This is a genomic window from Nocardia coffeae, assembly GCF_019890715.1.
GTDB classification, from domain to species: domain Bacteria; phylum Actinomycetota; class Actinomycetes; order Mycobacteriales; family Mycobacteriaceae; genus Nocardia; species Nocardia jiangxiensis.
The window spans coordinates 54,418-76,450 of sequence record NZ_JAINZY010000010.1 but is presented as its reverse complement, the minus strand read 5'-3'; the positions used below and the strand labels follow the sequence as shown (position 1 = coordinate 76,450).

Annotated in this window: 15 protein-coding genes; 6 read left to right on the top strand and 9 right to left on the bottom strand. The window is 66.6% G+C overall.

All coding sequences use genetic code 11. From position 1 onward, the window contains the following. Window positions 1–74 precede the first annotated feature (74 nt). The 4 genes from K7711_RS30810 to K7711_RS30795 all read right to left on the bottom strand — a co-directional run bounded on the left by K7711_RS30810 (window position 75) and on the right by K7711_RS30795 (window position 5,688). Window positions 75–1,595: an MFS transporter gene (locus K7711_RS30810; RefSeq protein ID WP_222973410.1), complete on the bottom strand. Its 1,521-nt coding sequence runs from the start codon at window positions 1,593–1,595 to the stop codon at window positions 75–77. Between the two features lie 103 nt (window positions 1,596–1,698). Continuing rightward, a complete protein-coding gene (locus K7711_RS30805) occupies window positions 1,699–2,475 on the bottom strand; it encodes a hypothetical protein (RefSeq protein ID WP_222973408.1) in 777 nt (258 codons plus the stop codon). Window positions 2,476–2,866: 391 nt separating this feature from the next. Then, a complete protein-coding gene (gene lhgD / locus K7711_RS30800) occupies window positions 2,867–4,084 on the bottom strand; it encodes an L-2-hydroxyglutarate dehydrogenase (RefSeq protein ID WP_222973406.1) in 1,218 nt (405 codons plus the stop codon). A 116-nt stretch (window positions 4,085–4,200) separates the two neighbouring features. After that, window positions 4,201–5,688, bottom strand: a complete 1,488-nt coding sequence (locus K7711_RS30795; protein ID WP_222973404.1) for a purine-cytosine permease family protein — start codon at window positions 5,686–5,688, stop codon at window positions 4,201–4,203. A gap of 228 nt (window positions 5,689–5,916) precedes the next feature. Between K7711_RS30795 and nhaA the strand changes: the two genes are divergently transcribed. Next, window positions 5,917–7,080: a Na+/H+ antiporter NhaA gene (gene nhaA / locus K7711_RS30790; RefSeq protein ID WP_222973397.1), complete on the top strand. Its 1,164-nt coding sequence runs from the start codon at window positions 5,917–5,919 to the stop codon at window positions 7,078–7,080. 48 nt (window positions 7,081–7,128) lie between these two features. After that, window positions 7,129–8,820, top strand: a complete 1,692-nt coding sequence (locus K7711_RS30785) for a DUF885 domain-containing protein (RefSeq protein WP_222973395.1) — start codon at window positions 7,129–7,131, stop codon at window positions 8,818–8,820. Between the two features lie 78 nt (window positions 8,821–8,898). Here the strand turns inward: K7711_RS30785 and K7711_RS30780 are convergent, their stop codons facing one another. Continuing rightward, complete coding sequence (locus K7711_RS30780) at window positions 8,899–9,351, bottom strand: MarR family winged helix-turn-helix transcriptional regulator (protein ID WP_222973394.1); 453 nt, start codon at window positions 9,349–9,351, stop codon at window positions 8,899–8,901. A gap of 188 nt (window positions 9,352–9,539) precedes the next feature. Between K7711_RS30780 and K7711_RS30775 the strand changes: the two genes are divergently transcribed. After that, window positions 9,540–10,409, top strand: coding sequence for an NmrA family NAD(P)-binding protein (locus tag K7711_RS30775; protein WP_222973392.1), 870 nt, complete (start codon window positions 9,540–9,542; stop codon window positions 10,407–10,409). A 67-nt stretch (window positions 10,410–10,476) separates the two neighbouring features. Here the strand turns inward: K7711_RS30775 and K7711_RS30770 are convergent, their stop codons facing one another. From K7711_RS30770 to K7711_RS30755, 4 genes are all read right to left on the bottom strand, one after another. Then, window positions 10,477–11,898 carry an acyl-CoA reductase gene (locus K7711_RS30770; RefSeq protein ID WP_222973386.1) on the bottom strand — a complete coding sequence of 474 codons (1,422 nt, stop codon included), beginning with the start codon at window positions 11,896–11,898 and terminating at the stop codon, window positions 10,477–10,479. Next, window positions 11,895–13,244, bottom strand: coding sequence for a hypothetical protein (locus K7711_RS30765; RefSeq protein ID WP_222973384.1), 1,350 nt, complete (start codon window positions 13,242–13,244; stop codon window positions 11,895–11,897). Before K7711_RS30765 ends, K7711_RS30770 begins: the two co-directional genes overlap by 4 nt. Before the next feature lie 151 nt (window positions 13,245–13,395). Beyond that, window positions 13,396–14,214 (bottom strand): sugar phosphate isomerase/epimerase family protein, encoded by an 819-nt coding sequence (locus K7711_RS30760; protein WP_222973382.1) that lies wholly within the window; start codon window positions 14,212–14,214, stop codon window positions 13,396–13,398. Window positions 14,215–14,243: 29 nt separating this feature from the next. After that, the gene (locus tag K7711_RS30755) at window positions 14,244–15,029 is read right to left on the bottom strand and encodes an SDR family NAD(P)-dependent oxidoreductase (RefSeq protein ID WP_308015031.1); all 786 of its coding nucleotides are present in this window, start codon (window positions 15,027–15,029) and stop codon (window positions 14,244–14,246) included. Between the two features lie 678 nt (window positions 15,030–15,707). Here K7711_RS30755 and K7711_RS30750 point away from each other — a divergent pair. Genes K7711_RS30750 through K7711_RS30740 form a run of 3 tightly spaced genes read left to right on the top strand, consistent with a single transcriptional unit; the run spans window position 15,708 to window position 22,019 of the window. After that, complete coding sequence (locus K7711_RS30750; RefSeq protein WP_222973380.1) at window positions 15,708–16,022, top strand: WXG100 family type VII secretion target; 315 nt, start codon at window positions 15,708–15,710, stop codon at window positions 16,020–16,022. A 36-nt stretch (window positions 16,023–16,058) separates the two neighbouring features. After that, on the top strand, window positions 16,059–16,598 hold the full coding sequence (locus K7711_RS30745; RefSeq protein ID WP_222973378.1) for a YbaB/EbfC family nucleoid-associated protein: 540 nt from the start codon (window positions 16,059–16,061) through the stop codon (window positions 16,596–16,598). Between the two features lie 45 nt (window positions 16,599–16,643). Next, window positions 16,644–22,019, top strand: a complete 5,376-nt coding sequence (locus K7711_RS30740) for an alpha/beta hydrolase (RefSeq protein ID WP_222973367.1) — start codon at window positions 16,644–16,646, stop codon at window positions 22,017–22,019. The last annotated feature ends 14 nt before the right edge of the window (window positions 22,020–22,033 follow it).

Sequence of the window (22,033 nt, the reverse complement as noted above, 5' to 3'; positions counted from 1 at the left end):
ATCACGCGGCGGGCCATCGAGCACTCTCCGCCGAGTAGTTCATTCAGTCAACTTATCGAGCCGTATCCGAAGAGTCAGTGGCCGAGAACCACCGATGCGGCACCGGGCTCATCCTCACCCGCCACGCCCCCGACAGCCGCGGCTTTCACCTGCTGAATCTTCCGCGGCAGCAGCACCGCGGCGATGGCCCCGACCGCCGCGATCACCGCGCCTATCTGGAACGCGACCTGAAATCCGTTGTCCGTGTACAGAGTTGCGCCATGCGTGAGCGCTCGCGGGATCGGCGCGATATACGAGTTGTTCAGCACGGCGAACACCACCACCGGCATCGCCGCCGACGATATGGTCTGGAACGTATTGGCGATACTGGAGGTGCTGGCCTGCAGCTGCGGCGGGACCGACTCGATCAGCAGGTTCGGCACGGCCGCATAGGCGAATCCCAAACCGGTGCCGGTGATTACGGCGAACACGATCAACAACGCCTTGTCGTCGTGTAGCAGCGAGGTGAGCAGAAATCCCGCGACCACGAGAACCATGCCGATCGTCATCAATATGCGCGGCCGGACGTTTCGCCCCACCAGCACCCCGACGAGTGCGCCACCGACCACGATCATGCCGCCCTGCGGCGCCTGGAAGATCGCATAGGCCTTCGCGCTGACACCGAACCCGTAACCGAGTCCGGTCGAGCGGGGCGGCATGGTCATCATCGGCATGAGGACGGTATAGACAGTACTGAGACCGTATGCGGCGGAGGCGGATACGGTGATCATAACGATCGAGCGCTGCCGCAGAACATTCGGGTCCAGCAGCGGCTCACGCACCATCCGGGCCGACACCAACCAACCGACGATGAACGCGATACCGCCCAGCAACCAAGCCAGCGTCGAACCGTTCGTCCACCCCCAGGTAGGACCGAAGCTCACGGCCACCAGTACTCCCGCGATGCCCAGACCCAGCAGTGCCGCGCCGAGGAAATCCATCCGCGACCGCAACCGCAGGGTGGACTCGTCGGTGGTGAGCAGGATCAGCAGCCCGAAGACCGCGGTCGCGATCGCGAAGAACCAGAAGATGCCGCGGAAGCCGAAATTGTCCAGGCACCAACCGGTCAGGAACGGCGCGGGAATCGCGAACAGCCCGAGGCCGGTGGTGACGATACTGACCGACAGTGCGATCGTTCTGGGCGGGAAGACATCTCGGATCAGCGAATAGGCAATGAACACGCAGGGCGTCAGCGCACCGGCCAGCGCCCGGCCTGCCACCATGACCCCGTACGTCGGCGCGGCCGCGGTGACGGCCGAACCCACCGCCGACAACCCGATGCAGATCAGCAGGATCTTCCGCTTGCCGTACATGTCCGCCAGCTTGCCGAGCAGCGGAGTGGCGACCGCGCCGACCAGCAGGTACGAGGTGAGCATCCAGGCGCCTTGCGTCGTCTGAAAATGTGTCTCGATCTGCGGCAACGCCACCGAAACCATGATGTAGCCGACCGTCAGCATTTCCAGCAGCAACACGATCGAGGTGAGGGAGAGAACCAGGCGTGGTGTCCACGTGCCGGCGCCGCCGGTCGGTTCGCTCGGATGAGCAACAGCACTCATCGTCGAGTCCTTTCGAGAATCTGCACGTGCTCTCGATTTCAGCGTCTTCGAGCGCCGGATCCGTGCAGGAGTGAGGATCGCATTCGCCGGTGGTCCGTAAGTCTCAGGCCGCGACGAGTGCGATCGGCTCGACCGTCGCGGTGCCTTCGGCCAGTTCCTTCTCCTCGTTCTTGACCGCCTTCAGCAGCAGAATCGGCGTGGCGATCTTCCACACGAAGTACACCAGCGTCGGAATGGTGTTCGCGAGCAATCCATTCCACGCGAGCGGGCCCGACTTGAACATGAATACGAACGCCCCCGGGATCAGCAGAACGCCCAGCACAATGCTCAGCCAGCCATACCAGCGCGGGAACACCGGCTTCGCGCCCTTCGCGCCCTGCTCACCCTTCCCGCGCCTATCGATCAGCGCGGCATAACCGATCGACCAGACCTGCAGCACGAAGATGCAGGCGTCACCCACGAACATCAGCCAGAACAGATCGTTCATCGTGGAGAGCATGTCGACCGAATGCCGCTCCGGGTGGAACGCCGCGGCCGACAGCACGGCCATCGGGAAGAAGAAGCCGATCGGGGCCACCACACCGGTCAGGAGCTGGATCATGGAAAGAATTCCCCATCCGCCCTCGATCCGACGCATTTGCAAGCTCGTGACAACGACATACGGATACTCGAACGGTACGGCCAGCACCATGATGCTCGTCGCGGCCAGAATTCCGCCCTTGTGCTGAATGATGAAGTCACGCACCTGATCCGGAGCCAGATTCGGGTCCATCGGCGTCAGGATGCCCGCGAGGGCGAAGGCGATGACGAACCCGACCAGGAGCAGGAATCCGAACCACGCGGAAATGCGTTCCAATCTGAAGTAGGTATGCCTGTTCACGAATAGATCTCCTTCGATCGCTGTGCCGTCGCCGGCGCGCAATGTCGTCCACATCGACGACAGCCCGATCAGTGTGATCAGGCGCACTTGCGTAGGCGTCCCCGATTTCCGCTCAACGGAATCTTCGACCGAACGCCCGAAACCCCACTCGTGCACTTCCGTTCAGCGGTGTTCACCAAGCCCCGATGAATGCCCGGCGGCCGGTGCACACCCCCAGCGCATGGCTGACCTCGATGTGCCCGAGCCGGAGCGGTATGTCCGCTACGCACTGCGATCAGCGGTCGGCCGGCGAGACGATGCCGCACAACAGGCACCCGTACAGTGTCAGCTAGATATCAACGGCCACGAAGACCGTCGTGGTCCAGATCCGAGTTCGGCGTCCGGCCACGACCTACCGCTGGATCGGAATATCCAAGCGGCCGAACGCTTCTCGCACGATGTGTTCGGCGATGGCCAGCGCGGAGGTGGCGCCGGGCGACGGGGCGTTGCGCACGTGCACGGTTCGGGCGGTGCCGCTGATGGCGAAATCGTCCTCGAGGCTGCCGTCGCGGTTCATCGCCTGGGCCCGGACTCCTCGCGGGCCGCGGTGCACATCCGAGGTCGTGATGGCCGGGACGTAGGCGCGGGCCTGTTCCACGAAGGATCGGGTGCTGAACGCGGTGCGCGTCTCGCGGATCGCGGCGGGGACGTTGTTCGCCGCGAATCGCCAGAATCCGGGAAATCCGATGGCGCTCAAGGTGTCCGGGAACGATATCCGGCCACGGCGGTAGGCCTCGCGACCGAAGGACAGGAACGCGTTGGGGCCCAGCACGATGGTGTCGTGCACGGTGCGGGTGAGGTGTACGCCCAGGAACGGGTACTTCGGGTCGGGAACCGGATAGATCAGCCCGTTCACCAGATCCGTCTTCGCGGCGTCGAGCACGAAATAGTCGCCGTAGAAGGGCACGATCCGCGGATACGCGGCCTCACCGGAGGACACCGCCAATCGGTCCGATTGCAGTCCGGCACAAGCGATCACGAGATCGAACGATTCCGCTGAGCCGTCGCTGTGCAGCAGAACCTCACCGGAGCGCTCCTGAATCCGGGTCACCCGGCGACCGAGCCGGACGGTACCGCCGGCCGTCTCGATCTCGGCGGCAAGGGCCCGCGCCACCGCCGGGTAATCCACGATGGCCGTCTCGGGTGAATGCAGCGCCGCCAGGCCGCGTGCGTTCGGTTCGATGTCCCGGATTTCCTCCCCCGGGATCATCCGGATCCCTGGAACACCGTTGGCCACAGCGCGTTCGTGGATGCCCCCCAGCCGCACCTGCTCCTCGGCGCTCTGAGCGACCACGAGTTTCCCGCACTTGTCGTACCGGATGTCGTGGCGGTGTGCGAATTCCTCCAGGAGTCCGACCCCGCGACGACACAGCGCGGCCTTGAGACTCCCCGGCTCGTAGTACAGACCCGCGTGGACCACCCCACTGTTGTGACCGGTCTGATGCGTGCCCACCGCCGTCTCCTTCTCGAAAACGGTGACCTCGGCGTCGGGAGCCCTGCGGACGATCTCGCGTGCCACGGCCAGACCGATGATGCCCCCACCGACGATCGCGGTCTTGTGCACGGACATGCAGCTGTTCCTTTCTCCCCGAGCCGGAGGAGTCTCAACGGTATCTCCTGTCTCCCCCGGCCGTATCCGCACCCGGCGAGCACCGCACCGCCGCCCTGCGGGAACACCCGATCCGGTCAGCTCCGGACCAGGGCGTCGCCCACTTCGGTCTGATTGTCGTTGTGTCCGAACGGATTCGGTCGGGCGGGCGGCCGAACTCGGTGCAGGACCGCATAGCCCGGTATGGCGATGACCAAGGCAACGAGGATCCCGAGGTTGCTGTTGCCCAGACTTCCGGCGCGCGCCGCCGGAGTGAACAGATAGCCGAGCAGTGGGCCGATGTGCGGGTCGGGAGAGGTGATCAGGCCGAATCCGATCACAGTCGCGACAGTGAGACAGCCGATTCCGGCGAGGTTCAGTTTGCCGTAGCTGCCGACCGGGCTGAACAGGGCCGTGCGGTCGTATCCGATCCGGCGTCGCTGCCACAGGTCGACCAGGAAGATCCCCGACCAGGCGGCCATCACCACTGCGGTGGTGGTCAGGAACGCCTGGAACGGCGCGAAGAAGCCGGGCGCGGCGAAGACGACGTAGCCGCCCGCGCCGGCGATCACGGCGGCATCGATCAAGACGGTGTAGTGCCGGGGTATCCGCACGCCCAGGGTCTGCAAGGCCAGCCCCGAGGAGTACAGGCCGATGATGGAGCCCGAGACGAAGCCGACCAGTGCCAGGATCAGGTACGGCACGAGAAACCAGGTCGGCAGATGGGTCGACAGTGCGGCGATCGGATCGGTTTCGGCCATGGCCGCGATCTTCGGGTCACCGGAGGCGAGCAGTGTTCCGAATCCCATCAACACGACGGCGGGTGCGGTGCCTCCGAAGGTGGTCCAGCCGACGAGTGCCCGCTTGCCGGATTCGCGTGGCAGGTACCGGGTGTAGTCGGCCGCGGTGTTGACCCAGCTCAGGCCGAGCAGACTGGCGATCAGCAGGACCCCGCCCGCGAACGCGCCCACGCCGGCTCGACCATGCGTCTCGAACGAGATGTTCGGCAGCGTCAGCACCATGTAGACGACGGTCAGCGCGGTGAATGTCAGCGCGAACCACTTCTGGATCCGCAGGATCACGTGACAGCCGTACATTCCGACCACCGCACTGGCGAGGATGACCGTCACGAGGATGGCCACCATCAGCGGCGTGGTGGACATGTTCGGATCGAGCCGCCGAGCCACCGTCCGCGCCGCGAGGGTCGCCAGGACGGCGGAAAAGGTCTCCCAGCCGACCAGTGCCACATAACTGATCAGGGTGGGGATCTTGTTGCCGTGGAACCCGAATGCCGCTCGGCCCGCCACCATCGTCGCCGCGCCGCCCTGCTGCCCGGCCAAGGACACCAGGGCCAGCAGCAGGAAGGACAACACCGCGCCCACCGCCGCCGCCAGTGCCGCGAGCTGCCAGTCGAGACCGAGCGCGGTGACGTACGGTCCGAACGACACCAGCAGGACATTGCAACTGGTACCCGCCCACGGCCAGAACAGCGCGCGCGGCGTGCCCCGCCGCTCCTGGTCGGTGACCCATTCGGTGCCTTTGCGTTCGAAAGACCACCCCGAAGGGTTCGCTGAACTCATCTTCATGCCGAATCCATTCATCGAACGGGTTGACACCACGTACGTGCCGCCAGCCCCGTAATGCACACTTGTTCATTGTGCCGTTAAATAACGACTCATTATATGGCGTTCTATAGATCGCCGATATGATCGTTGACGTAACATGGTTGCGCCACAACGGATCCGGCAGCGATGACCACCGGTGAACCTGCGCCGGTGCACGATGGATCGGTACGCAGATGAGGGAGCCTGCCGATGCCGTTACGACCGACGGTTCCACGGCAGTGGTTGAGCTCGGATTCGGCCCCCGGAGTTGCGCTGCTCGGTGCGACTGCGGCAGCCATGGTGTGGCTGAACTGCGCGGGTCACAGCTATACGACATGGTGGAGCATCGAGTGGGGGCCCTCGGGCGTCGGGCTGCATCAGGATCTACGGGCGTGGGTCGACGATGCGCTGATGACGCTGTTCTTCTTCGTCATCGGTCTGGAACTCAAAGCCGAGCTGACCCGGGGTCGGCTCAGGCATCCCCGCCAGGCGATCGTGCCCGTGGTGGCTGCCGTCGGCGGGGCGATCGTACCCGCGGTGCTGTTTCTGACATTGATTCGCGGCGGCGACGCGGCCGCTGGGTGGGGCGTACCCATGGCGACCGATCCGGCCTTCGCGCTCGGCGTGCTGGCCCTGATCACTCGACGAACACCGGGTGGTGTGCGAACGCTGTTGCTGGCGATCGCCACCGTGGACGATGCGCTGGCAGTGCTGGTGATCGCCATCGGCTACGCCGAGAGCGTCGGATGGGGATGGCTCGCCTGCGCGGCAGCAGGCTGTCTGCTGGTTGTCGGCATGCGCCGGGCAGGCATCTCGAGCATCTGGCCGTACGTACCGGTCGGCGTCGCCGTCTGGTTCGCCACATTCCACAGCGGAGTGCACGCCACGTTCGCCGGTGTGGTGTTGGCGCTGCTGACCCCGGCCGGGCCGGTGGACGGCCGGCACGTGCTCGACGATCTACTCCACGTGCTGACCCCGATCTCCACATTCGTCGTGGTGCCGGTTTTCGCGCTGGTCAACGCGGGTGTGCGCCTGGATGCGGCGGCACTGGGCGCAGCGGCGGGCTCGATGGTCATGTGGTCGGTGTGGGCGAGTCTGCTCATCGGCAAGTTCGTCGGTGTCGCGGGTTCCATCGCGGTGACCACCGCCAGCGGACTCGGGCGGCTTCCTGCCGACGTGGGCGCGGGTCACGTGATCGGCCTGGCGCTCACGGCCGGACTCGGATTCACCGTCTCACTGTTGGTTGCCGAACTCGCCTACACCGATTCGGCGATGATCGAAGATGCCAAGATCGGTGTGATGGCAGCGTCACTCGTCGCTGCCATCGCCTCGGCCGTGGCTCTGACACTGGCCGATCGCCGTATCAGGATCTGAATCGTCATGGACGTCGCCACATCCGGTCGCGAGGACGAGGATGGACGGATGTCGCAAACCACGAATCCACTGCCCCGAGCGGTCGCCGACGCCTATGTCGACGAGCTCATCGCCCTCGATCCGGTGACCGGCACTTACCTTGGCGTACAGGAGAGTTCGAGCAGACTGCCCGATCTGTCGCCCGCGGGTCAGGAAAAGCTCGCCGACCTGGCGCGGCGGACGCTGGCCCGGCTCGACGAAGCCGAGCCAGGGCCCGGCGCCGACAGTGATATCGAACGCCGGTGCGGTCGCCTGCTGCGGGAGCGGCTGACCGCGGAGTTGGCGGTGTACGAGGCCGGAGAGGGCCTGCGGCAGGTGGGCAATATGGCCACGCCCGCGCATTCGGTGCGCGAGGTGTTCACCGTGACGCCGACCGAAACCGACCAGGACTGGGCCGCCATCGCCGAACGGCTGCGTGCCGTACCCGGCGCGTTCGCGGGCTATCGCGAATCCCTCGCACTCGGCCTGGAGCGCAACCTGTTCGCGGCACCGCGCCCGACCGCCACCTTCGTTCAGCAGCTCACCGAGTGGTCGGATCCGGACGACACCGGCCGCGGCTGGTTCGAGGACTTCGCCTCGGCGGGCCCGGAATCGCTGCGCGCGGAGCTGGACGCCGCCGCCCGCACCGCGACCGCCGCCGTCGTCGAGCTGCGCGACTGGATGCGTGATGTGTACGCACCGGCGATCGAGGGCGCGCCGAATACCGTGGGCCGCGAACGCTATGCGCGCTGGGCGCGCTTCTTCAACGGCGCGGACCTCGACCTGGACGAGGCGTACGCGTACGGCTGGTCCGAATTCCATCGCCTGCTCGACGAGATGAAGCGGGAGGCGGAGAAGATCCTGCCCGGTGCCGAAACCCCTTGGGTCGCACTGGCATACCTGGACGAACACGGTAAGCACATCGAAGGCGTGGACGAGGTCCGCACCTGGCTCCAGGGATTGATGGATCAGGCCATCGACGAGCTCGACGGCACCCACTTCGACCTCGCCGAACGGGTGCGGAAGGTCGAGTCGTGCATCGCGCCTCCCGGCGGAGCCGCGGCGCCCTACTACACCCAGCCCTCGGAGGACTTCTCCCGGCCGGGCCGCACCTGGCTGCCGACCATGGGGCAGACCCGTTTCCCCGTCTACGACCTCGTCTCGACCTGGTATCACGAGGGCGTCCCGGGACATCATCTGCAGCTCGGGCAGTGGGTGCACGTCGCCGAGAACCTGTCCCGCTACCAGGCCACCGTCGGCGGCGTCAGCGCGAACCTCGAAGGCTGGGCGCTGTACGCCGAGCGACTGATGGACGAACTCGGCTACCTCACCGACGCCGAACAGCGGCTGGGCTACCTCGACGCCCAGATGATGCGCGCCGCCCGGGTCATCGTGGACATCGGCATGCACCTGGAACTGCCGATCCCCGCGGACTCCCCCTTCCACCCGGGCGAACGCTGGACCCCCGACCTGGCCCAGGAATTCTTCGGCGCACACAGCAGCCGCCCGGCCGACTTCGTGGAGAGCGAACTGACCCGCTATCTGACCATGCCGGGCCAGGCGATCGGCTACAAACTCGGCGAACGCGCCTGGCTCACCGGCCGGAACAACGCCCGCACCCGCCACGGCGACGACTTCGACCTCAAAGCCTGGCACATGGCCGCCCTCTCCCAGGGGTCCCTGGGCCTGGACGATCTGGTGGACGAGCTCTCCCGGCTCTGAGCTCGCAGCGCCTGCGCACCTCGATCACTCGGGGTGCGCAGGTCCGGGTCACCGGACGAGGCGAATCACCTTGCGCCGCTACGGTTCCGCGGTCAGTCGATCGTCCGTTGCCAGTTCGGTCAATTCGTCACGAAGCCGATCGGCACCCGGTGAGCCCAGGACCGCGACGACGCGCTCCTGGGCAGCGCGCCACAGCTCGAGCGCTCGCTCGAACCGCCGCCGCCCCTCCTCGGTGAGCGTGACGTTGACGCTGCGCCGATCCGCGACGTCCTTGTCCAACCGCACCAGACCGTCGCGCTGCAACGGGCGCAACGAGTGGCCCAGACCCGAGCGGTCGAGTACGAGAGTCCGCGCCAGTTCGTTGATCGTGACCGGCTCGCCGTCGGCGAGTTCGGCGAGGATGGCGTACTGCGTCGAACGCAACCCCGCCGGGGCCAGCACCTCGTCGTAGAGCGAGGTCAACCGGCGCGAAGCCTTGCGCAGCGCCGTGGCATAGCACTCGCGCGTCACCGAAGCTCGCGGATCCACCATCTGCACACCTCCGGTCCGTCACGGATCCGCTGCGGATCCGGTCCTCGCATACCTGGTCAACGTCCCGTCTCCCGGCCGCATGCCCAAAATACGGGCATGCGCCCCTGATCACAACGGGCATATGCCCCTATCTCTCGGCGTTACACGAGTCGGTTGCTCAGTCATCCACTCTCGGAAGGGACTTCGTCATGACCGGCCACATCCTCATCACCGGCGCCACCGGCAAGACCGGCGCGTACGCCGCGACCACACTCCTGGACCAGGGCCAGCACGTTCGTGCCCTGGTGCACCGCGCCGACAGCCGGGCCGACCGGCTCGCCGACGCCGGCGCGGAGATCGTGGTCGCCGATCTGCTCGACATCAACGCGGTCAGCGCGGCCGCCGCAGGCATGGACGCGGCCTACCTGACCTACCCGATCGCGCCGGGCCTGCTCGAGGCCACCGCCACCCTGTTGCAGGCCGCCGAGGAGAACGACCTGCACGCGATCGTCAACATGTCCCAGATCTCTGCCCGACGCGATGCCGTCAGCAACGCCGCCCGCCAGCACTGGCTCGCCGAACGCATCCTCGACCACTTCAGCGGTGCGGTGACGCACATCCGGCCCACCTTCTTCGCCGAATGGCTCACCACCTTCTACGACCCGAAGACCGCACAACTGCGCCTGCCGTTCGCCGACGCCCACCACGCTCCCATCGCGGCCGAGGATCAGGGACGCGTCATCGCGGCCATCCTCACCGACCCGGACGCCCACGCCGGGAAGACCTATCCCCTCTACGGCCCGGTCGAACTCGACCACCACCGGATCGCCGCCGCCATGAGCCGCACCGTGGGTCGCGAAATCACCTACGTGCCGATCGAACTCGACGAATTCCGAGCCGAACTCGAACAGCGGGGCATGCATCCCCATCTGGTGCAGCACCTGGTGAACGTCGCGATCGACTACCGCAACGGCATCTTCTCCGGCACCGACGACACCGTCCGCAGGATAACCGGCGTCGATCCGCTCACCGTCGAAGCCTTCACCGAACGAAACAAGCAGCACTTCGAGCGGACGTGAAGGCCGGTCAACTTCCTGAAGTTCGGTTGCGGGACGAGCCGACCGCGCGCCCGTCCCGCAACGTGAACTACCGCTCCTCGACTCCGTCCTCGTGCGCCATCCAGTGCACGAACCGGTGTAGTGGATACATCGCGTCGTGCGGGTTGCCGATGGTGCTGGGGCCCGCTTCGCCGAGGTGGACGATGCGTTGCGCACCGCCGCTGGCCAGCCGGTCGCGGTAGTCGGACATGCGGTCGAACGGGTAGAATCCGACCGTCTGCGTGGCCACGTTGACGTACCGCATCGCATCGTCGAGCGAGTCGACCCGGACCACGTTGGAGATCTTGTTGATCGGGTGGAAGTCGACCGGTTCGTCCGAGCGGATCACCAGACCGGTGCCGTCGGTCCTGCCGAACACCCGGAACTCGTCCAGCATGGTGAGCATATCGACCTGATCCCGCAGTTCGCCGTCCAGCGGACGGGCGTCGCCGGAGGCCGCGGCCTTGGCCACGATACGCGCGTGCAGCCGCTGCGCGAAGCGGTCCACCTCGTCCGCGCCCGCCTCGACGAATACGAAACGGCTTGCCACACAAGCCTCTTGGTTGAGCACCATGACGTCGGAGGCGGCGAGTTCGGCGGCGGTGTCCAGCGATTCGTCGGACTCGAACGCCTCTCGCCCCACCATCGAGATCGAGGTCTTCGGGTCGAAGGACACCAGCTGGAAACCGGGACCCAGGTACTTGATCACGTTGTCGATGGCGTCGCCGCCGCCCCACGCCACGATCTTGTCGAAGTACTGCGGCCGGTACAGCGCGCGCTCCACGGTATCGTCCCCGCCGCGCCAGTAGACCGCCGACATCGATTGCACCACAGCATGATCCGGATCGATATCGGCCATCGTGCGCAGGATCGCGACGGTGGTGAACGGATCACTGGAGGACATCTTGAACAGGTTGACAGCCTTGACCAGCGCCCCCTGCGCGATCGACTTCACCGCGGTGCCGGGCGAATTGCCGGGCAGCACGTGCACCAGCCGCGGCGCGAAGGCCCGCACGAAACTCTTACGGCCGGTGAAATCCCGCTTCGGAATCCACTCGTCCAACGCCCGCGGATCGGGGAAGTTCTGCTCCACAACGGTTTCCAGCAGCCGCTTGTCCAGATAGTAGGCGGCGCCGGTGACCTGCGCCTGCAGCACCGCGCGCGGCAGCACATGGGTCGAGGTCATCCGGTCGATGCAGTCCTGCACGAAGGGATTGTTCGGGTCACGCAGGCGATCACCGGTCGCGACCAGGAAATCGATGATCTCCGCCAGCGGCACGTTCAGCAGCGGCGGCACCTCGGTGCGCGGGTGCACAGCCTTGTTCAGATCGATCGCCGGGGTGGCGAAGGTGACGCCCAGATCGCGCGAACGATGCCGCGCAGCACCGCCCTCGACCAGCTCACCCCGCAGGAAGAACGGTGCGGAAACAACGGGCTCGGAGGCGGTTTCGCGAATATCGGCAGTGGTCACGACAGTCCTCGCACATAGGCATCGACGGTTCCGGCGCAACCGATCTTGTCGTCACCGGCGATGTCCGCGTAGCGGACGATATTGTTGCGCACCGACGGACCCTTTGCCCCGCAGGCACATTGATCGAAATCCAGCGAGATCTTGTCGCCGGTGATGACTCCGCCCCAGCGTCCGTCCAGGGACAGATCGAAGAATCCGGCCCGGCCCTCGACCTCGCCGGAGGCGTGCGGCACCAGGGCATCACCGGATTCGTCCAGGATGATCGGCACCACCCACGGCGGCACGTGATATCGATCGCCCTTCTGACACTTGGGCATTCCGGAGTTGAGCTCCTGCATCGAGTAGTTCTGGAAGTCCCGGTTGGGCGGGATGTTGAATGTCTCGTGCACGAACTGCTGGTAGTCCGGCGGCAGCTGAGCGCGTTTGAGGCCGCCGCCGACGTAGATGCAGTTGTCCGGATGGAAATCCTTTGCCGCATAACCACGTTCGCGCACGAGCTTGGCGACCTGGTACAGCGCGTTCCACATCCCGCCGATGTAGAGCTTGTCCGCGCGGTATTCGATGAACGCCTCGGCGGCCGCGACCAGCGCGTTGTCCAGCGACTCCTGACGCTCCTTCGAGGTGCGTTCGAACGCGACCAACTCGGCGGGCGTGGCGGTGCCGTCGGCCATCTTCTTGCGCAGCACCACCATCATGGTGAGCGCGCCGACGGTCAGCGGCGGGATCGGCAGCCGGAACCGCTTCTTGTCCGGATCACCGAACGCCGCTTCCTGGGCCTCGCCGCTGATCAGGTTCTTCGGCACCGCGGCTGTGGGCGCGACACCCATCATCCGGCGGTCCCGGCCCGGCTGTACGCCCGAACCCCAGGAGAAGACGTTGACGGTGTCCTTGCGGGACCACGCCATATCACGCTCGGAGGCCAGCAGCATCGCGGATTTACCGGTGGTGCCGCTGGAGCACGAGACGTAGTGGCCCGCGGCCTGCAAGCGCGCGATCCACTCATCGATGTCGCCGATATCGGCGGTCTCGATCGGCGCGATCGGATACGGGGAGATGGTGCCGAGCCATTTACCCAGCCGGTCCCACCGCTCATCGATCAGGAAGCTCTCCGGATAGCTCTTGTAGGCGGTGTGCGGAAACAATAGCGGCACAACGTCTTCGAAGGCGGTGACCGCGGTGACACCGGCTTCGGCGGCCCGGTGGCCGAGCAGCCTGATCCGGTCCTTGCGGTCCTGGAACCGCTCGTCGATCGCCTCGATCTGCGTCTCGCGCAGATCGGCGTGCGAGTGGTCGAAGCGATCCTCGGCATCGACGAGTCGCGTCAGTTTTTCTATGGCTGAGCCCACAGGGAGCGTCCTTCCTCTGTTGCCGTCGGTACGCGTCACACCAGATTCAGTAAATGGCATCTCATGCGTATCATTATTCGCGCAAACCGGGTGGCGGCGCAAGGGGCAGCGAGAAAGGACTGTGCCGGAACGGATCTCGTCGACGACGATGTCAGGCAGGCAGATTCGCGAGGAGGCTCCGCGCGGCCCGCACGCACAGCGCGAGCCGTTCCTCCGGCCCCATCCCGGCCGTCATCCGGCTGCGCAGGGGAACCTCGAGTCCGAACACCCGGTCTGCGGGCAACGCCGCCAAGACCTCCGACAGACCCAGCTCCCCTTCGCCGGGCACCATCCGCTCGTACATCGCCTCTTCGAAGTAGTCCTCGATCCGGGGCGTCCACAGCGCGTCGGACACCTGGACGTAGCCGATCAGGGCAGGATCCAGGGCCGCGAGGTCCTTCGGGCCCGCCCCGGAGCGGACCAGATGCATGGTGTCCACGAGCAACCGGAACCGAGGGTCATCGACGTACTCGATCGCGGCCAGCGCAGTGGGCAGATCACGCACGGCCAGGCACGGCGCGAATTCGAGTGTCGTTTCCAGATCTCGGCGGGCGGCCATCGCGTGCAGCGCGGCGAACCGGTCGAAGCTGCGCACCAGATCGTCGTCCATGCTCACGACATTGATGCGGGGCGCGCCCAGCTCACAGACGATATCCAGATCGCTGTCGTACTGGACCGCATCCACGCCCGGCCGTACGACGAACCCCTCCGCCAGCGATATCGACACCCCGGACGCGTCCATCGCATCGATCATCCGTCGCCGCAGCGCACGATCCTCGCGCAACGAATACTCCGGGTAGTAACGCTGCCCGTACGGGAACGACGCCAGTCCGGCCGAGATGTGCCGACATCCGAGTCGTGCGGTCAGTTCCACGAATTCGACCGGCGGCAGGTTGAATACGCTCGCCTTCTCGATCCCCAACTCGGCCATCGGGCCACTCCTCTCCGGCACGGGCGCGCTCACGCGCCCAGCATCTGCAACCCTCCGTTGACCGCCAGCAGCTGCCCGGTCATGAAACGCGCGCCGGAACCGGCCAGGAAGACCATTACCGGCCCGAGATCCGCACGCGGATCGCCGAGTTCGCCGCGCAGCGGCATGGTCTGCCGCAGGCGGTCCCGGAACGCCGTCGCGGCGTCCGGGCCCAGGTGCTCCCACAGCCGTTCCGCGCCCGGGGTCGCCATCGCGGGCGCGAGCGCGTTGACCGTCACACCGTGCGGACCCCAGGCGGTGGCCGCCGATCGGGTCCACGCCTGCACACCCGCCTTCGCCGCCGCGTAGTGCGGAGCCATGGGATTGCCCCGGATCGCCTCGCCCGAGCCGAGATTCACGATCTGGCCGCCGCCGTCCCGCATGCGCGCGAATGCGGCCTGATTCGTCAGGACGGTCGTGCGCAGGTTCGCGTCGAGGACGAGCGTCAGCTCGTCCTCGGTCAGCGTTTCCGGTGTGCTGGGCCGCCACACCCCCGCCGCATGCAGCAGCACGTCGAGACCGCCGAGGATCTGCACCGCGGCGTCGAACGCGTCCTCGACCGACCCGCGATCCCGGGCGTCGCACTGCACCCACGCGCACGAGCGCTCCAGCTCATCGGACGGACGCGTGTGATGGAACAAGCCGACGACCTGCGCTCCGGCTTCGGTGAAACACGCCACCGCCGCCGCACCGATCCCGGTCGCGGCTCCCGACACGATGATCCGCCGACCGGCCAGCAGCCCGTCCGGGCTCGCGGGCAACCCCTCGTCCAGCACTGATCGGCTCCCTTCGACATCCTGCCGACACATCGCCGCGCGACGTCTCACGGCCAATTCATTGCACTATATCAGCGAGCAGTCCAAGGTGGAGCGACACCGAGAACCTCGCATCCGCGTCTCGGAGAACATCCAGATCACGTTGCTGAACATCACATATAGTCAACTCACCGCATCCCCGAACTTTGACACACAGCAGCGACGACCCTTGATTGAGATCACGCCCAGCGCTGCATTAGGTATCCTTTATATCTTCTGCATCGAAGTCGGGCTCGCCGCCTACACCTGATCCCGGCCGGATACGTCGACTCTGGTCGGCACGCCTTTACGCCCCAACACTTTCGACCTCGGCCGGGCGTCACTGCACTTGCTCGAACGTCCGCCCGATCAGGGCGATATCCGCACCTGCCCCGGACCCTCGCCCCACCGACGGTGGCCGCAGAGCCGACAAGCCCCGCGTCGAGCAGGTTCCCACTCGCGCAGGCGTTCCGGATGCCCGTACGACACCCGATCAGGCCCGAGAGCACGGTCGAAGCAGCACGAGCCCATCTGTGACCCGCTGATAAGTCAGATGACCGGGAGGCGACTACGAGCTAGTCTTTTCTTAACGTCCCGTTGACATTCTGGAGTTCGATCATCCTGCCGGGCGGGCCGGGCGGGAGGGGGAAGCGAGCGAGTATGACCGACAACGTGCAGGTGACGCCGGGTGAGCTGCGCAGCGCCGCAGACGATCTGAAGGATGTCGCCGGTGAGGTGCAGCGCGTGCTGAACACCCTCGCCGCGGCTCGCCACGCCCACTGGGGCGCGTGGGGCGACGACGATTTCGGCAGTAGCTTCTCCGGCGGAAACGGCTACATCGCATCGGATGCGAACCTCGACGATGCGGTCGGCTCCAAAGTCCAACTGCTGCAGTCCTATGCGGGTGGTCTGCGCGATGCCGCCACGAGGTTCGAGGAGATGGAGTCCGGCAACACCGACAGCTTCCGGGCCTGATCGGACGACACTACCGCCGCGGGCAGGGAGGACGTCATGTCGAACGAAGCCGCCAAAGCGCGCCTGGCCGAGTTGATGCAGTCGGTCCAGGCCGGAATCGGCGAAATCGCGCGCATGCAGCGGGAACACGCGAAGATCACCGCGTCGGCCACCGCCGCGCGCCGACGGGTCACGGTGACCGTCAACGCCGACGGCGACGTCATCGAGACCAGAATCGCCCCGAACACCACCGATCTCACCCACGAGCAGCTCGCGCAGGCGTTCACCAAGGCCGCGCAGGACGCGGCCGCCCAGGTCCGCCGCCGGACCCGAGAGATGGTCGCCGAGGTACAGCAGAACAACGCCAGGCTGCCCCGGCTGTCCGAATTCGTTCCCGGCGTGGCGGATATGCAGGATCTGCTGCCGCGGCCGCCGGAGCCCTCGCTGGAGCCACCGAAGGCGCGGCACCGGGTGACACACACCGAGGAACCCGAAGAACCGGCAACATCCGAGGCGACGGAATTCACCGATTTCGATGTGTCGCAGCATGATTCGGGATCATCGGCGAGCGGCGGCGTACTCGATTCGGGCTGGTGAGCGACACATGGCGAACAGTCGGTCCGGCCCGATGCGGGTGCGGTGATGTCCGGCATCACCGACCTGTGGAGCTGGATTCCGACCTGGATCATCGAGGGCCTCAATTTCGGCCAGCACTACCCCTCCGGTGACGAGGAGGCGCTGTTCGCCCTCGGCGATGCCTGGAAGAAGGCCGCCGACGACTTTCGCGCCCTGGAACCGGATATCAGGCGAGTCACCGACCACACCGAGACCTACTACACCGGTGACGGCGCGACCCAGGTCCACCAGGAGTTCGGGAAACTCTTCGACGGCAAGGCCTCCATCGAGGAGAACGCCGAGGCGATGGAGGAATTGGGCGATTACGTCCGAGGCGGCGGCACCCAGCTCGAATACACCAAGATCATGGAGGCCACCTTCGCCGGTATCACCGCCTACACGATCATCAGTCTGATCGCGGCGTGGCCGTGGGGCGAGGCGGGCGTGCCGATCGCGCTCGCAGCCGGACGCGAGGCGGTGGGGGCGGCCGGTGAGAAGGGCCTACAGGAATTGGGCGAACAGGCCGCGAAGGTCGGCCTGAAGAACCTGCTGAAGCCCTATCTCAAACAGATCGGCATCGCGGGCCTGAAGGCGACTGCCCAGGGCGCCGGTCTGGACACCGGCATCCAGCTGTATCAGATCGGTGCGGGCCATCGTGATTCGTTCGATCTCGGGCAGACCCTGAAGACGGGTCTGGAATGGGGCGCCGGCGCGGTGGTGGGCGCGCCCTTCGGCATGGGCGCGGGCGCGCTCGGCGCCCGTCTCGGGCTGGGGCCGAGGCTGAACGGGGTGTTGGGCGGACTCGTCGGCGGCACGGCGGGCGGGCTGGGCATGTACGGCGCCGATCTGGGCTGGCAGGTCGGAAACCAGCTGATTCACGGGAATTTCGACCCGAGCGGGATAGATACGACCTTTCAGCCGCAGATGCTCGTCGGCGGTATGGCGCTCGGCGGCATCCACGGCTTCAAGAGCGGCGTGGAGCAGGCTCACGCACGCAGTGCCCGGTTGCCCGCACCGAACGGTGTGACGACCGGTGACGGATCGGCGCCGAAAGCGGCGCTGCCGCTCACATCGGATATCGCCCAACGGGATCCGGCGATCTCCCACCAGACCGGCGACACTCCCGCCGCCTCGATGCCGGCCGAATCCCGCAGCACCCATCCGGCCGAGGCGGCCCAGCCCAGCGACGTGCAGCCGGAGGCGCGCCACGCGGTCACGCACCCCGCGCCGCAGCCCGAGGCCGGAACCCATGAGCCGCAGTCGTATACCGCCCCGGTCGGATCCGATCAGTCGGCGCATGCGGGCGCCGGATCCGCCGTGGGCGATCGTCCGGCCGATGTCGCGGCCGAACGCCCGGCGGTCGGCTCCTCGGCGATCGGCAGGTCCTCGGCGATCGACAAGCCGGATGCTCCGGTGGACAGAACCGTCAAACCGAGTGCCCCGGAACGTAATACGCATTCGGCATCCTCCGATCGGCCCGGCTCGCGCGCGAGCGCGAGCAGCACGGACGGTTCGGACGGACGGGCCAATATCTCGGCGGGTCAGAAGGATTCGCCGGTCGTCCGGAAAACCTCGCTCGGCGACGGCACGGCGGAGCCGGGCCTCGAACCGAAGCGCCCGATCATCCCCGCGGCACCCCCGGAAACGCCGAGTTCGCATGTGGCCGAAGCGGATCGCGCGGGGAGCCCGCTTCCGGGAGAAGGTATCTCCCCGCGCGAATCGTCCCAGCTGCCCCCGGACCGGGAGGTCGCCGAGCGACCGGACGAACCACGATCGGGACTGCCGCCCCGGGAACCCGCCGGCGTCGACGAAGCGGACGCACACGCCGGTACCGCGTCGAATGTCGGTGAATTCCGGGGAGATTCGCGCAGCGGCGTCGAGAATCTGACAGCGGGCCAGGTGCAGCGGGAGCTCGAGGCCGATCTGCTGCTCGTCACGCCGGAGGCGATGGCGTGGAATCCGGATCAGAAGGTCTTCGTCATGGACGACGGCCGCACCATCGCGATCCGAGTGGCGGACCGACCCCTGTCCGACGAGGTCGCCGGATTCACCGAACGCCCCGACCGCACCGGATACGACATCGAGATCTCCCCACGGGCGCGCACCCAGGACGTTCCGCGTGCCGTGGCGCACGAACTCGCCGAGATCCAGCTGGCTCAGGAGCCGAGTATCGGCCGGGATCCCGGCGCCGACCGAACCGACCGGCTCACCGCGCATCTGGGTGGCCGGTACGCGGAATTGAAGGTGCTCACCGCCGAAATCGACGCGGCGCGTTTGGATCCCGCGAAGGGTGAGCGGCTCGACGGCCTGATCCGGGATCGCGACGACCTCCTCGATCACCTCGGCCTGCACAACCAGGGCCCGGACGGAACCCAGCGCAGACAGCTGCTGATCGAGCACGACCGAGCGCTGGCCGACCGAGCCGGATTGACCGGCCACGGTATCGAATTCGACCGCCCGGTGATCGGCCGGGATCTGTCGATCGCGGATTATCGGCAACGATCCGCCGAGCATCTGGCCCATTTCGACGAACAGGTCACCGGCGCGCATCACGACCAGGTGCTGCGCGCGGAGCGGATGTCGCTGGGCGCGCGGATGCGGGAGGAACTGGTCCGGCGCATCTTCGATCCGGTCTACGACGATCACGACACGTCGAGACTTGCCGCGAGGTTCAAGACTGAGCTGCGCACCGCGCTCGATCCGATCAACGAGGCGGTGAACCGAGCCGATCTCGACCCGGCCGAGCGACTCGCCGCGACGCAGCGCGCCGTCGACGAGTTCCGCGACCGGATGCCGGAGGAATTCCGGAATGCGTTCGGCGAGGACCGATTCGGCAAGATGCATCAGGCGGCCGAGGACCTGGCCGGATTCGAGGACGCAGGCAACCCTGGCGACCATCCGGCCAGTGGCGTGCTCGACCACAACAGCCACGAGGTGGAGATCGGCGGCCGCCGGACGCCGCTGACCGACCTGCTGCACGAAGTCGATCGGGCCAATCGCGGTGCGCGCGAGAACGGCCTGAATCTCGAGTACGTGATCGTCGATCATGCTCGGAGCCCGGAGGGGCGCTCGATGATCGAGGTGTTCTCCCGCCCCCGGCCGCAGCACGCACTTCCCTTGGAGCGCTATCGATTCGGCGCGGATCACGAGAAGATGCCACTGGTGCCGCGCGAAGCGACCATGCGCCGCACCGACGGCGCACGGTTCATCGTCGATGTCGGCACGGGCCGCAGCGGATTCCCCGAGGAGATGATGCCCGCGGCCGATCGCGGCCACGGCAACCTGACCCTGAAAACCGAACTGAGCCAAGGGTATGCCGTTCCCGCGCAACGCCAACGAGGTCTGGGCATCCTGGATGCCGGACCGTTGACGCAGCCGGGTTCGCTGATGGTCTACGGCGATCTGCTCTTCGGCGGAAAGGTGTTGGGCGACGGGGAAACCGGCGCCATCGGCAGACTGCTGCTGAACAACGTCAACGCGCACTTCGATCCGGCCACCTATCAAGAGCTCGCTCGGCGTCTGCCCGAGATCATGGCTCCGGGCGGCCGGATCGAGATGCAGTGGGACATGAGTTCGGAACGGCCGCCGGGCGATCCGCGTGGCCGACTCGGCGATCGCGGTCACATCCGTGGCGACGAACTGATGCAGGCGATCCGGGAAGCGCTCCCGGAACAGATCGCGGCGCGCTTCGAGACGGTCGACGAGCAGACCCGGGAGTTCGGACCGGAAGGGCCGAAGGATTACTACTATTCGATCCAGGCCGCGAAGAGCAACGAGGTGGATCCGGGGAAGCTGGCCGGGTTCAAGCCGCCGACTCCGGATCATCGGATGGTCATCGTCTACAAGCCGGAAGGCTATCGCGAGCCGGAACACGGCCCGGACCTGACCGGCGCGGTCGAGCGACCCCCGGAACTCGAACGATTGCACGAGGATCTGCGCGCGGCACTCGGGGAGGAATCCCACGCGCGCCGCACCGCCGCCGACCTGCACACCCGCGCCGACGCAGCCGAGAATCCCGAGCACGCACGCGAACTGCGCGAGCGCGCACGGATGCACCAGGAGCGCTCCGACCAGGCCCGCGCCCGAGCGCAGGAGACGCGAGCCCGGCTGATCACCCTCGAGCGCGCCCGAGACGACGACGCCATGGCGGGGGTGGACGCTCGGCGTCAGCGCCTGGAAGATCTGGCCGACACGCGTCTCGCCGAGGAACCCGCGACCGGCCGTCCCTTCGATGTGCCCGGTAGCGAATCGTTCGGGGAGCCGGAGTTCCTGGCGCGGCCGCTGCACTTCCACAAGGGACTCCTGATGGCGCACCTGATGGAGCGTCCCGCTGCGGGCGAGGTCGCCGGCGCCGGCGAGCACCCCGCCGATGGTGTTGCGCGGCTGCAGGATTCGGACATCGGCATGCTGGAGGACCCGAAACAACTGCACGAATTGTGGTCCGGACTGTCGCGGGCTGAGCAGGAGGATTTCTATCGCGCCGACCCGTTCATCGGCAATCGCGACGGGATCCCGCAGGCGGACCGCGATCACTACAATCGCCGAACTCTGGACTGGCTGCGAAACCTGGCCCGCGAGGAGAACGACGCCGATCGCCAGAAACAATACGACGAAATAGCGAAGATGCTCGACCCGGGGAAACATGTCGAAGGACAGCCGCAGCTCCACCTGTCGTATATCGACCACAATGTGCGTTTCGCGTATTCGCTCGGTAATCCGGATACCGCCGACAATGTCGCCATCGTGATGAAACCCGCTGTGGGAGTATGGAACAGAAACGGCGTGCGCTATGCCGGCGAGACCCTGGCACAGATACGCGACGCGGCCCTGATGAGCGATCCGGAGGCGGAGACGGCGGTAATCCTGTGGGGCGGTTACGACAATCCGCCCGCACTGGTCGAAGCGGCCTTTTCGCACTACGCCGAGAACGGTGCGGAGGCCGCGCGCCGCTTCCACGAGGGATTGCGGGTCACGCACGCGGGGCCGCCCTCGCGCAACACCACGATCGGTCACTCCTACGGCGGCGTCATCTCCGGCCACGCCGCGGGTCGCGGAAACAGCCTGAACACCGACAATGTGGTCTTCCTCGGCGCACCGGGCACGGGAGCCGAACACGTCGGTGAACTCCACCTGACCGGCGTCGCCCCCGAAGACATCGGCGATCACATATTCGCCACCGTTGCCCGATACGATTCCATCCAGTTGTTTCCGGACGCGCACGGCCCCGAACCGACCGATCCCGATTTCGGCGCTACCGTGTTCACCACCGACTCCACGCCGAGTAGGCACCCCTCGGGATGGAATCCGAAGGATCACACGGCGCCGGTTTACCTCGGGCGCGACAACCGATCCTTCCGAAACGTCGGACGGATCGTCACCGGACATGCGGACGAGTTGGAATGACCGACCGGTGTCGG